Annotated in this window: 14 protein-coding genes; 3 read left to right on the top strand and 11 right to left on the bottom strand. The window is 75.0% G+C overall.

The window, feature by feature from the left end:
• Window positions 1–506: 506 nt before the first annotated feature.
• From CTKZ_RS13500 to CTKZ_RS13495, 3 genes are all read right to left on the bottom strand, one after another.
• Complete coding sequence (locus CTKZ_RS13500; protein WP_124343438.1) at window positions 507–1007, bottom strand: GNAT family N-acetyltransferase; 501 nt, start codon at window positions 1005–1007, stop codon at window positions 507–509.
• A gap of 149 nt (window positions 1008–1156) precedes the next feature.
• Complete coding sequence (locus tag CTKZ_RS22035) at window positions 1157–1297, bottom strand: hypothetical protein (protein ID WP_168678017.1); 141 nt, start codon at window positions 1295–1297, stop codon at window positions 1157–1159.
• 81 nt (window positions 1298–1378) lie between these two features.
• Window positions 1379–2023 (bottom strand): MBL fold metallo-hydrolase, encoded by a 645-nt coding sequence (locus CTKZ_RS13495; RefSeq protein ID WP_124343437.1) that lies wholly within the window; start codon window positions 2021–2023, stop codon window positions 1379–1381.
• Window positions 2024–2207: 184 nt separating this feature from the next.
• Between CTKZ_RS13495 and CTKZ_RS13490 the strand changes: the two genes are divergently transcribed.
• A complete protein-coding gene (locus CTKZ_RS13490) occupies window positions 2208–2975 on the top strand; it encodes a ParA family protein (protein WP_124343436.1) in 768 nt (255 codons plus the stop codon).
• Window positions 2976–3059: 84 nt separating this feature from the next.
• Here the strand turns inward: CTKZ_RS13490 and CTKZ_RS13485 are convergent, their stop codons facing one another.
• The 8 genes from CTKZ_RS13485 to clsA form a co-directional block, all read right to left on the bottom strand.
• Window positions 3060–3653: a MerR family transcriptional regulator gene (locus CTKZ_RS13485; RefSeq protein WP_124343435.1), complete on the bottom strand. Its 594-nt coding sequence runs from the start codon at window positions 3651–3653 to the stop codon at window positions 3060–3062.
• Between the two features lie 169 nt (window positions 3654–3822).
• Window positions 3823–4317, bottom strand: a complete 495-nt coding sequence (locus CTKZ_RS13480; protein WP_124343434.1) for a bifunctional nuclease family protein — start codon at window positions 4315–4317, stop codon at window positions 3823–3825.
• 83 nt (window positions 4318–4400) lie between these two features.
• Complete coding sequence (ftsR, locus tag CTKZ_RS13475; protein ID WP_124343433.1) at window positions 4401–5168, bottom strand: transcriptional regulator FtsR; 768 nt, start codon at window positions 5166–5168, stop codon at window positions 4401–4403.
• A gap of 40 nt (window positions 5169–5208) precedes the next feature.
• Entirely contained in the window at window positions 5209–5694 is a 486-nt protein-coding gene (locus CTKZ_RS13470) for an FHA domain-containing protein (protein ID WP_124343432.1), read from the bottom strand.
• A 115-nt stretch (window positions 5695–5809) separates the two neighbouring features.
• Entirely contained in the window at window positions 5810–7417 is a 1608-nt protein-coding gene (locus CTKZ_RS13465) for a DUF881 domain-containing protein (RefSeq protein ID WP_124343431.1), read from the bottom strand.
• A 13-nt stretch (window positions 7418–7430) separates the two neighbouring features.
• Entirely contained in the window at window positions 7431–7763 is a 333-nt protein-coding gene (locus CTKZ_RS13460) for a small basic family protein (protein WP_124343430.1), read from the bottom strand.
• Window positions 7760–8749 carry a DUF881 domain-containing protein gene (locus tag CTKZ_RS13455; RefSeq protein ID WP_124343429.1) on the bottom strand — a complete coding sequence of 330 codons (990 nt, stop codon included), beginning with the start codon at window positions 8747–8749 and terminating at the stop codon, window positions 7760–7762. The genes CTKZ_RS13460 and CTKZ_RS13455 overlap by 4 nt, the downstream gene beginning before the upstream one ends.
• Window positions 8746–9330 carry a cardiolipin synthase ClsA gene (gene clsA / locus CTKZ_RS13450; RefSeq protein ID WP_124343428.1) on the bottom strand — a complete coding sequence of 195 codons (585 nt, stop codon included), beginning with the start codon at window positions 9328–9330 and terminating at the stop codon, window positions 8746–8748. The genes CTKZ_RS13455 and clsA overlap by 4 nt, the downstream gene beginning before the upstream one ends.
• Window positions 9331–9512: 182 nt before the next feature.
• On the opposite strand from clsA, the gene CTKZ_RS13445 reads away from it, so the two are divergent.
• A complete protein-coding gene (locus CTKZ_RS13445; protein WP_124343427.1) occupies window positions 9513–9926 on the top strand; it encodes a CoA-binding protein in 414 nt (137 codons plus the stop codon).
• 288 nt (window positions 9927–10214) lie between these two features.
• A complete protein-coding gene (locus CTKZ_RS13440) occupies window positions 10215–11990 on the top strand; it encodes a DEAD/DEAH box helicase (protein WP_124343426.1) in 1776 nt (591 codons plus the stop codon).
• Window positions 11991–12036 lie beyond the last annotated feature (46 nt).

Genomic DNA, 12036 nt, shown 5'->3' with positions numbered 1-12036 from the left:
TCCCGCCGCCTGCGCGATCGCCTCACGACGCGGTCCGCACGCACCGTCTGTCTCGTGTGGCACGAGACGTTCGCCTTGAGGGCCGCTTGTGGCCACGCCGCGCGTCGCGTCGACGTCGACGATCGCCAGGACGCCCCAGGTGCCGGCCTCGGCGCCGCCGGGCACCGGTCAGCACCAGGCATGCGTCGCCGAGCGCGACTGGCGGCAGCAGAAAGACGACAGCCGAGTTGCTGGGTCGCGTTCCGACGTCGTCCGGAACCTGACGTGCACACGGCCGTCAGGTCAGTCGCGAGCCGTCTGCGGGCCTCGTGCCGGACCGCCGCCGCGCGCGGCGGCGCTGCGTCGCCCCCCGACGACTCCCCGCCGCGCCGGCGCCCATGCCGCGCGGGAACTATGGCAGAAAGCGCCCGGCTGAGCCGCTGTCGCTCTCCCACCGACGCCGCCAGTGGTCGGTATCTCGACCAGCCGAGGCCGGTCGTGGACGGCCGTGCACGGCGACAGTCCAGTCAGCGCAGCTGCGGCTCGTCGAGCTCGCGCACCCACCGCTCCTCCACGAGCGACGGATCCCGCGGAAGGGGCTGCCGCTCCCCCGTCCGCGCGAAGCCGGCGCGCACGTACAGGTCCCCCGCCGCGTTGTTGCCGTCGAGGATCCACAGCGAGAGCGTGCGCGCACCATCGGTCACGGCAGCGGCGCGGACCGCGTCGAGCAGCGACCAGCCGATCCCCTGCCGGCGCGCCTCCGGGGCGACCCACAGCGCGACGACGTGCCGGTCGTCCACGGGCGACCCGGGTTCCTGGATCATCGAGACGAGCCCGCGGCCCACCTGGTGCTCGTCGACCGCGATCCACGTCGGGCCGGTCCGGACGCGCATCCGCCAGTGCGACTCGCGGAACGACTCCTCGCGCGCCAGGGACGAGCCGAACACCTCGGGGCTCTCCCGCAACGCCCGCAGACGCACGTCCCGCACGAGGGCCCAGTCGTCTTCGGTGGCGCGGTGGATCTGCACGCGACCAGCATGCCCCACGCCGACGCACACGCACGTCAGGGCGCCCCTCAGCCGGGCGCGTCGCCCATCGGCTGGCCCATGGCGGCGGAAGCACGCGCTCCGGGTGAGCTGAGATGCCCGCGGCCGCCGGTGCCGGGCGGTGGTGCCCGTCAGGGCGCCGGGAGCGTCCCTCCGTGACCCTCGGGGTCCGGGACGGACCGCGCGACGTCGGCGATCTCCTCCTCCGGGCGCGGCGGGACGGTCTCGTCGAACTCGAGCTCGGGCACGTCGTGCCCCACGGGCTGCGTCACGCTGCCTCCTTCGTGGTCCCGGCTGGCCGGGTCGAGGTGGACGCCCACCGTACGGCGGGCGGGGGTGGTCCTGGAAGGCCGTCAGACGTCGAGCGACTCGCCGTCCGCGAGGTCGACGGGGTCGCCCGCGCCGCCGAGGCGCCCCAGCAGCGTGCGGGACAGCCCCCGACCGGCGTCGCTGAGCTGCGCGTCGTGGATGACCGCGATCCGGGCGGGTCGCACGGCTCGCACCCAGTCGACGACCTCCGCAAGCTTGAGCCACGGCGCGGCGAGCGGCGTGAGCAGGACATCGACGGCGTGGCCCGCGGGGTCGACGAGCGCGTCACCGGGGTGCAGCACCCCGTCCACGAGGTACGCGACGTTCGCGACGCGCGGCACGTCGGGGTGGATGAGGGCGTGCCACTCCCCCAGCACGACCACCTCGAACGGGCCGACCGAGACGGTGTCGCCGTCCCGCACGGCGTGGAGCCTGTCCTGCGGGGCGCCCGCGGCGACGAGCGCGTCGAGCGCGGCCTGCGGCCCCCACACCTCGAGTCCCTGCCCGACCGCCTCGGCCACGCGCGGCACGTCGAGGTGGTCGACGTGCTCGTGGGTCACGAGGACGGCCGGTGCGCCCGAGAGCGCCGCGTCGAGGTCGGAGAAGGTGCCGGGGTCGATGACGAGGGTCCCCCCGTCACGCTCCAGCCGCACGCACGAGTGTCCCCATCGGGTCAGTCGGGTCGTCATGGCCCCAGTCTGCCTGCGCTGCGCCGTCGCCGCAGGTCAGCGCGCCCGCGTCCGCCGTGGACGACGCGCGCGCGGTCCGGCGTCGGCACGGGCGGCCGCCGGCGACGGGCGACAGCGACGATCACGCCGTCAGCGAGGGGTGCCGGTTTCCTCGGAGGCCCGCCGTGCCCGTACCGTGGGCGCCGTGCTGGTGCTCGGGGTGTGCAGTCTCAAGGGTGGCGTGGGCAAGACGTCGGTGACGCTCGGCCTCGCGTCGGCGGCGCTCGAGCGCGGCGTGCGCACGCTCGTCATCGACCTCGACCCGCAGGGCGACGCGACCATGGCCCTCGGTGCGCGTGCGGCCGGGACGGGCGACGTCGCGGGCGTGCTGAGCGAGCCCGGCGCCGAGTCCGTCGCCGCCGCGACCGTCCTGAGCACGTGGGCCGACGACGGCCTCGACGTGCTGGCCGGTTCCGAGCGCTCCGCCGTGCACGACCGCCTCGACGAGAGCGACGTCGACCGCCTGCGTTTCGCGCTGTCCTGGGTCTCGGGCTACGACCTGGTGCTGATCGACTGCCCGCCGTCGCTCGGCGCGCTCACGCGCACGGGCCTGACGGCGTGCGACCGCGCGGTCGTCGTGACCGAGCCGGGGCTGTTCGCCGTGATGGCGGTGGGGCGTGCGATGCGCACGATCGACGAGCTGCGCCGCGGCCCGGCCGCGCAGCTGCAGCCGCTCGGCATCGTCGTGAACCGCGTGCGGGCGCGCTCGGTCGAGCAGGCCTTCCGCATGGAGGAGCTGCGCACGCTGTACGGGCCGCTGGTCCTGTCGCCGTTCGTGCCCGAGCGTGCGGCGCTCCAGCAGGCCCAGGGTGCGGCCCAGCCGGTGCACGCGTGGCCCGGAGCCGCGGCGGCGGAGCTCGCGACGACGTTCGAGACGCTGCTCGACCGCGCGATGCGCGCGCCGCGCCGCTGACCGTCCCGACACGTCCGGGCCCTCACCCGTCTCCCAGCACGACGACGCCCCCCACGCTTCGTGGAGGGCGTCGTGGAGCGTGCGTCAGCCTGCGGAGCGCGCCTGCCGACGCAGCGCGAGCTCGTCGTGAGGCGCCGGCGCGGTGTCGTCGACCGCCTCGTCCTCGGCGCGCTCGGTCGGCAGCTCGGCGAGCGAACCCTCGACCTCGCGCCAGACGCGCCCGACGGCGATCCCGAAGACGCCCTGCCCGCCCTGGACGAGGTCGATGACCTCGTCGGCCGACGTGCACTCGTACACCGAGGCGCCGTCGGACATCAGGGTGATCTGCGCGAGGTCGTCGACGCCACGCTCACGCAGGTGGCCGACCGCGGTGCGGATCTGCTGGAGCGAGACGCCCGTGTCGAGCAGTCGCTTGACGACCTTGAGCACGAGGATGTCGCGGAAGCTGTAGAGCCGCTGCGTGCCGGAGCCGGTCGCGGGGCGGATCGACGGCTCGACCAGCCCGGTGCGTGCCCAGTAGTCGAGCTGCCGGTAGGTGATGCCGGCGGCGCGGCAGGCGGTCGGCCCGCGGTACCCGGAGTAGGTGTCGAGGTCGGGCAGGTCGTCGTCGAACAGCAGGCCCTGCGCGCGCTGCGGCACCGCGGCGGGGTGCTGCTCGGCGCTGTCGTTGCTGCTCACGGGTCCTCCACTTTCGCCCGCCCGACGGCGCGCTGGTCCTCGACTGCCTGCAACGCTAGGCCTGTGGTCACCCCGATGCAACGACGCCCCGCCCTGGCGTGTCGCGCCCGGCGAGTCTCACCTTCTACCTGAGGTCGAAGGTTCACCCGTTCGCGCAGGTCGGCGTCCCCTAACGCCCACTCTCGCCGGGCTCCTCCCCCGTCGAGAAGTCGTCCGGCGTCACCACGTCGAGGAACCTCCGGAACCGCTCGAGGTCCTGCTCGGTGCTTGTGGTCCGCACCTCGACACCCGCGACCGCGACCACCTCGGCCGCGCACAGCACGGGGCAGCCGAACCGCAGCGCGAGCGCGATCGCGTCCGAGGCGCGCGAGTCGACGCGCGGTCCGGTCGTGAGCACGAGCTCGGCGTGGAAGACGCCCTCCTCGAGCCGGGTGATCTCGACGTGCGCGACGCCCGAGCCTGCCGCGACGATGACGTCCCGCAGCAGGTCGTGCGTCATGGGGCGGGGCGGCACGATCCCGGCCTGCGCCGACGCGATTGCGCTGGCCTCCGTCGGGCCGATGAGGATCGGGACCAGAAGCTCGGACTCGGGGTCGAGCAGCAGCACGACGATCTCGTCGTCAGCCAGGTGCTGACGCACCCCGACGACCTCCACCTGCACCATCCCGCCGTCCTCGCCCACACGTCCAACGTACGACGTCGGCGGCGGATCGGCGCGTCCCGTCGTGCAGACGGCCGGGCGGGTGCTCAGGGGGTCAGGTCGGCGACCGCGGCCCGCACGAGCGCGGTGTGCATCTGCGTGCAGAGCTCACCGACCTCGGCGGCGACCGTGCCCGCGCGCGCCGCCGCGGAGGCACCCCGACGACCTCGCCAGGGGGCGACGACCTGCTCCACGAGGTCCGCCTGACGGTCTGCCGCGGTCCGGAACTGCCGCAGGTGGCGGGCGTCGATGCCGTGCTCCGCCAGCGCGGCGGCCGCGACGACCACGTCACGCGCCCACGGGTCGAACGACGAGCGTCCACGCGGGCGCAGCACGCCGGCCTGGACGAGCTCCTCGACGAAGGCGACCTCGACGTTCGCCTCGGTGGCGAGCGCGTCGACGGTCCAGCGCACCTCACCCGACTGCACGACGCCGTCGCGTGTCGCGAGGCGTGCCCGCGGTGCGGTCGCCTCCTCGTCGCCCGCGTCGAGCGCGGCCAACCGCTCGCCGATCACCTTGAGCGGCATGTACTTGTCGCGCTGCTGCCGCAGGACGAAGCGGAGCCGCTCGATGTCGGCGGGCGAGTACTGCCGGTAGCCCGCGGGTGTGCGGACCGGCTCGACGAGGCCCTGCTCCTCGAGGAAGCGCAGCTTGGACGTCGTGACGGCCGGGAACTCGATGCGCAGCGCGGCCAGGACGTCGGAGATCCGCATCGACGCGCGTCGGGAGATCCCCCGCGGCCATGGCTCGGTCGCCCCCGGGCGCGCGACGGCCCGGTCGTCCTGCTGCGTGCGCTGCGCCTGCGCGCCGCTCATGCGTCCCTCCCCCACGGACCCGTGCTGACCAGGACGGCGCTCACCCGCGAGCGACCTCGCGGTGCGGGCTGGGGTGGAACGTCATGCGGTACTTGCCGATCTGCACCTCGTCGCCCGAGCGCAGCACGGCCTGGTCGATGCGCGTCCGGTTGACGTAGGTGCCGTTGAGCGAGCCGATGTCCCGCACGACGAACTGCTGCCCGTCGCGCACGAACTCCGCGTGCTTGCGGGACACCGTGACGTCGTCGAGGAAGATGTCGGCCTCGGTCGACCGGCCGGCGACCGTGCGGTCGGCGTCGAGGAGGAACCGCGCACCCGCGCTGGGCCCCCGCTGCATGACGAGGAGCGCCGACGTCGGCGGGAGCGCGTTCACCGCGGCGACCTCGTCGGGCGTCAGCCCGACCGGCGCGGCGGCCTCGATCTCGACGGGCTCGAGCGCACCGAACGACATCGTCGTGTCCGGACCGTACGCGGGCCGACCCGTCTGCGGTCCAGGGACCCCAGGGGCCTGCTCGTCGCCGCTCATTCCGCCTCCCGCGCGCCCTGCTCGTCCGATCACCCGGCACCGTCCTCGGTGGGGTCACGCACACCCTATGCGGAGCCGGCGCGTCGTCGCAGCACGGATCGCCTGGACGCGCGGGTCAGCCCGCTGCCGGGGGCACCGGAGTCGCGTGCACGGGGTCCGGCACGACGCGGATCGCGCTGACCTCGACGAGGTCCTGCGGCTCGACCGACGCGTTCCCGCCGTTGTTGCGCACCTCGGCGAACGCGCCGCCCGGCATCTGCAGCGCGGTCGCGATCGTGTCCGGGTCGCCGATGGCCTTCCAGACGTACGGCGCGGTCAGCGTCGCCCCGTCGAGCTGGACGGCCCCGGCCGTGCCGGTGAACGCGCTGCTCGCGGTGATCCGCAGGTCGTTGAGCTGCATCGCCTCCGCGCCCGCGTTGCGCAGCTCCTCGAGCATGTTGAGCATCGTCACCGGCTTGACCTGCCCGCTCCCGTCGCTCACCGTGACGACCACGCCGCGGCCCTCCGCCGGCAGGCGTCCTGCGAGGATGCCCTGCGTCTCGGCGCTGCGCCGCAGCGCGTCGAGTGCGGCCTGCCGGGTGTCGGAGCCGGACAGCAGCTCGTCGCGCTCGTCGAGGAGGTCGGCGCGCTCGCGCTCGAGGGAGTCGCCGCGCGTCGTCGCCTCGTCGAGGATGCGGACCAGGTCCGCCTGGCGCATGCCTGACAGGCTCAGGTCGCTGGTCTGCCGGATCTGGACGGCGAGCGCGAACCCGAGCAGCGCGCACAGCACGCCCGCGAGGACCTGGGCACGGTTGACGCGGGGGGCCAGGGCGCGACCGAGGACCGACCACCCGCTGCGGGGTGCGGCAGCCGTGGCGGTGGGCGCCGCAGGCGGCGGCACGGGTCCGCCGGCCGTGGCTGCCGGGACCACGACCGGGGTCGCGCCCTCGGGGACGCCGTCGGCGCGCGGGTCGTCGACCGCTCCGGCGTCCGGCGTGTGCGCATCGATGTGAGCGACGGTGTGCACGTCGGTGGGCAGGGGCTCGTCCCACGCGGCGGTCGACGTGTCCGCGTCCGGCGCGCCGCTCGGCGCCCCGTCGTCGGGGGCGTGGGTGGGCAGGTCCGGGTCCGTGGCGTCGGCGGGTGTGGCGAGGACGGACAGGTCGTCCGCGTCCTTGCCGAGCACGTGCGCGAGGGGCGCGTCGAGCGGACGGACGAGCGCGTCGTCGTCGACGTGCACGACGTCGGATGGCACGCCGCCGTCCCGGACGTCGAGGTCGCCGGGTGCGGAGGCGTCCTGCTCGCCGTCCGGAACGGCGTCGGGCGACACGAGCGGGGCGGGCAGGTCGGCGTCGGCGGTGGGTGCGTCGACGACGTCGTGCACCGGTTCGCTCGTCAGGACGTCGTCGGCCGGGTCGGGCGGCGACGCGTCGCGCTCGTCGGCCGTCGGACGGTCGCCGACGTCGTCGGGCTCCGCGACGTCGTCGGGCTCCGCGGCCTCGGCGGGAGGAGTGGGCTCGGTGGGAGGAGTGGGCTCGGCGAGGCCGTCGTCGACGGGTGCCGCGAGCTCCACGGGGGCGTCGGCGGGGTCGTCGCGGCGCGTCTCGTCCACGGTCGGAGAGTCGGACACCGGCGCGTCGAGGCTCGGCACGTCGACGTTCGAGAGGTGGGCGCTCGCGAGGTCCGCGCTCGGCGGGTCGGTGCGCGCGCCGTCGGGACGGTCGAGGTGCTGGTCGTCGCTCATGCGCGGAGGTCGCTCACGCCTTGAACAGGTGCCGGCGGATCGAGGCGGCGTTCGAGAAGATCCGGATGCCGAGGACGACGACGACCGCGGTGGACAGCTGCGACCCGACACCGAGCTGGTCGCCGAGGAACACGATGAGCGCGGCGACGACGACGTTCGACAGGAACGACGTGAGGAAGACCCGGTCGTCGAAGATGCCGTCGAGCATCGCGCGCAGGCCGCCGAACAGCGCGTCGAGCGCGGCGACGACCGCGATCGGCAGGTACGGCTGCAGCTCGGGGGGGACGGTGGGCTGCAGCACGAGGCCCACGACGACCCCGACGACGAGCCCGATCACTGCGATCACGTACGTTCCCTCCCCGGATGACGTGCCGACCCTGCCACACCGGCCGCCTCTCCCGCACCCTCCGTCGACGCCCCGGCGTCCGGTGTGCCGAGCGGCTCGTCGCTCGTGCTGGACGGGGTCGGCGGGGTGAGTCGCGACTCCTCCGGCACGGTCGCGTCGTGCAGCTTCACCTGCCCGGTGCCGGGCAGCTCGAGCGCGGTCTGCGACGACGTGTCGACGCCGATGCCGTAGGTGTTGCGGAGCGTCGCGAGGAGCTGGCCCGCGGAGCTGCGGGCGATCTCGGTCTGCATCGCGACGGGGTCGCCGACGGCCTCGACCACGTACGGGCTGACGAGCGGCACGAGGTCGACGCGGACGACCGGACCCGAGCTGCGGATCGCGGAGGTCGTGGTGAGCCGCTCGCCGTTGATCGCGACCGCCTCGGCGCCCGACGCCCAGAGCCCGTTGACGAGCACCTGGAGGTCGAAGTCCTGCACGCGCGACGACGGGTCCTCCTCGCTGCTCTCCGGGTCGACGGGCGCGTCGGTGAGGACGATCCGCAGCCCCGTACCGGTGACCGGCACGACCCCGGACGCGATCTGGCTCGCCTCGAGCTCCGCAGCCAGCGCGGGGTCGACGTCGTCGAGCGCGGACTCCTGCAGCGCGCGCACCTCGTCGCTGAGCGCGGTGATGTCGGCCTCGAGCGCCTCGGCCTCCGCGTCGTGCTGCTCGATCTGGTTCTGCAGCAGGTTGCGGGCGGCGACCACGGACGGCGGGGGCGTGCGCAGCGACACGGCTGCGGTGACCGTCCCCAGGCCCAGCAGGACGCCCAGCACGAGGAGCAGCGCGGCACCCCGGCGGGTGCGCGGCGGGCGCGTGCCGGTCCGGCGACCCTCCGCGGCGGCGGCGTAGCCGGGGTCGAGCGGGCGCCGGTACACCTCGTTGAGGAGCGTCATCGACGCGTCGGGGGCGGGCCGCTGCACCGCGTCGCCGTGCCGGGAGGTCATGCCGTGGCCGTCCCGCCGCGCAGCAGGTCGCGCGCCTGCACGAGGTACAGCGCACCCGCGAACCAGTAGAGACCGACGCCCCACAGCGCGCAGGCCCACCCGAGCACCGACGCGACGGGCCCGAGCGGCGCCGCCCACTGGCCGAGCAGCAGCAGCGGGAACGCGTACAGCAGGGCGAACGTGCCGGCCTTCCCGGCCATGTGCACGGGCAGCGGGCCCCAGCCCGCCCGTGCGAGGCGCAGGAAGACGCCCGCGAGCAGCACGTCGCGTGCGACGAGGACGGCGAGCAGCCACCACGGCACGGCACCGCGCCAGACGAGCCCGACGAGCGTGACGAGGATGAAGAGGCGGTCGGCGGCCGGGTCGAGCAGCTGCCCCAGCCGCGACACCTGGTGGAGCCGGCGGGCGAGCACGCCGTCGAGCCAGTCGGACGCGCCCGACACCGCGAGCACGACGACGGCCCAGCCGTCGTGCCCGGTCGCGATGAGCCAGCCGAACACCGGCACGAGCAGCAGGCGGACGAAGCTCACGAGGTTGGGCACCGTCATCACGCGGGGTGTGACGAGCTCGTTCTGGCTCACTGCCTCCCCCGTCGCTCTCGGTGCTTGCGGCGACGATCCTACGGCGCTCGACCCCGCCGACCTGCTCCCCCGTCCGCGTCCGCGCGTCGGAGCCGTCCACCCCGCGGGCGTCCGGCCCGGTGCCGACCCGGGTCCGGGGTGTGCCCGCGCGTCCGACCGGCACGGCGTGCGAGGCTGCGGGCGTGACCCACCACAACGACACCGACGTCATCCGCCGCCTCCTGACGACCCCGGGCCGCTGGGCCGTCGTCGGGCTGTCGACGAACACCGCGCGCGCCGCGTACGGCGTCTCCGAGTTCGTGCAGGCGCGCGGGAACGAGATCGTCCCGGTGCACCCGAGCGCCCCGACGGTGCACGGTGCGACCGGGTACGCGACGCTCGCGGACGTCCCGGGCGACGTCGACGTCGTCGACGTGTTCGTCAACAGCGCGCTCGCCGGTGCCGTCGTCGACGAGGCGATCGCGGTCGGCGCGCGCGCGGTGTGGCTGCAGCTCGGCGTCGTGGACGAGGACGCGGCCGCCCGTGCCGCCGCAGCGGGACTCGACGTCGTCATGGACACGTGCCCGATCATCGAGGCGCGCCGGCTCGGTCTCTGAGCACGACGCAGCACGACGCGGTGAACCCCGCGCTCGTGCAGGCGACGCCGTCGTGTGCGCGAACTCACCTGCTCCTCCGCGACCACCGGGCGGCCGCCGCCCGTAGACTGGTCCACGACTACCGGAGTTCGTCGCGCGTCCCCCGTCGAGCCTGCACCCTGTGCGGGCTCGTGTCGTGAAGTCTGGGCACCGTCCTGGTGCCGTCGGGTGTGCGGGGCAGCAGCGACCCGCCGTCCGCCGTCCCGGCGCACGGTTCAGGGCTCCCCCGCTCCACCGAACGGTTCCCCCATGAGCACCCTCGTGCCCCCTGCCCCCACGACCGACGCGACCGACACGCCGGACCCCCGGTTCGACGACCTCGGCCTGCCCGCCGCCCTCGAGCGCGCGGTGGCCGACCTCGGCTTCGTCACCCCCTCCGCCATCCAGGCCCAGGCCATCCCCGCGCTCCTCGCGGGCCGCGACATCGTCGGTGTCGCGCAGACCGGCACCGGCAAGACCGCCGCGTTCGGCCTCCCCCTCCTCGCGTCGGTCGACGCCGGCACCGCCGGCGTCCAGGCCGTCGTCCTCACCCCGACGCGCGAGCTCGCGATGCAGGTCGCCGACGCGATCTCCTCGTTCGCGACGCACCTGACCGGGCTCGGCGTCGTCGCCGTCTACGGCGGCTCCCCGTTCCTGCCGCAGCAGCGTGCGCTCGCGCGCGGCGCGCAGGTCGTCGTCGGCACCCCCGGCCGCGTCCTCGACCACCTCGACCGCGGCACGCTCGTCATGGACCAGGTCCGGTACCTCGTGCTCGACGAGGCCGACGAGATGCTGCGCATGGGCTTCGCCGAGGACGTCGACCGCGTCCTGTCCTCGACGCCCGACCGTCGCCAGGTCGCCCTGTTCTCCGCGACCATGCCCGCACCGATCCGTCGGGTCGCCGAGCAGCACCTCCACCAGCCTGTCGAGATCACGGTCGCGCGGCAGTCGTCGACCGTCACGACGGTCCGCCAGACCTACGCGGTCGTGCCCCACCGCCACAAGGTCGGCGCGCTCGGCCGCGTCCTGTCGGTGACCGACGCCGACGCGACCATCGTGTTCGTCCGTACGCGCGGTGCGGCCGAGGAGGTCGGCAGCGCGCTCGTCGAGCGCGGCATCTCCGCGGCGCACATCTCCGGCGACGTCGCGCAGAGCGACCGCGAGAAGATCGTCGACCGCCTGCGCACCGGCGCCCTCGACGTGCTCGTCGCGACCGACGTCGCGGCACGCGGTCTCGACGTCGAGCGCATCGGCCTCGTCGTGAACTTCGACGTGCCGCGCGAGGCCGAGACCTACGTGCACCGCATCGGCCGCACGGGCCGCGCCGGCCGCGAGGGTGAGGCGCTGTCGTTCGTCACCCCGTCGGAGCAGTCGCGCCTGCGCAGCATCGAGCGCACCACGCGCGTCCCGATGGAGCAGGTCCAGATCCCGTCGCCCGCCGAGGTGAGCGGGCACCGGGTCACGCGACTGCTCGACCGCGCACCCGGGCGCGCCGAGCTCGGCCGGCTCGACGTGTACCGCGAGGCGATCGCCGCGCACCTCGCCGCCCACCCCGGCACCGACCCCGTCGACCTGCTCGCGTCCGTCGCGGCGCTCGCGGTCGGCGACGAGGGTCCCGCGGCGCGCACGGGCGACGACCTGGACGACGCGCTCGAGCGTGCGCGCCTCACCCCGGGCAGGACCGAGCGCACGGTGAGCCACGACGACCGTCCGCCGCGCGAGCGTCGCCGCAGCGACACGCACATCGCGGGCGGTCCGCCGCGCTGGCGCGTCGCCGTCGGCCACCGCGACGGCCTCCAGCCGGGCGCACTGGTCGGTGCGCTGACCGGTGAGGGCGGGCTGACCGGCAAGGACGTGGGCAAGATCGACATCTTCGGCAGCTTCGCGCTCGTCGACATCCCCGGCGGGCTCACGGCCGACGCGGTCGACCGCCTGGCCCGGGCCCGCGTCGCGGGACGCCCGCTCCGCATCCGCATGGACACGGGTCCGCGCCCGGGTCACGGCGCCTCGCGTCCGTCCCACGGCCCGCAGCGCGGCCGCTCCTGACACCGGCGTGCCCGCCCTCCGCGGCGGGCACGCACGACGACGCCCC

This window comes from Cellulomonas algicola (genome assembly GCF_003851725.1).
In the GTDB taxonomy this organism is placed as follows: Bacteria; Actinomycetota; Actinomycetes; order Actinomycetales; family Cellulomonadaceae; genus Cellulomonas; species Cellulomonas algicola.
Note: the sequence above shows the minus strand (reverse complement) of the source record. Positions and strands in the feature narration are given on the sequence as shown.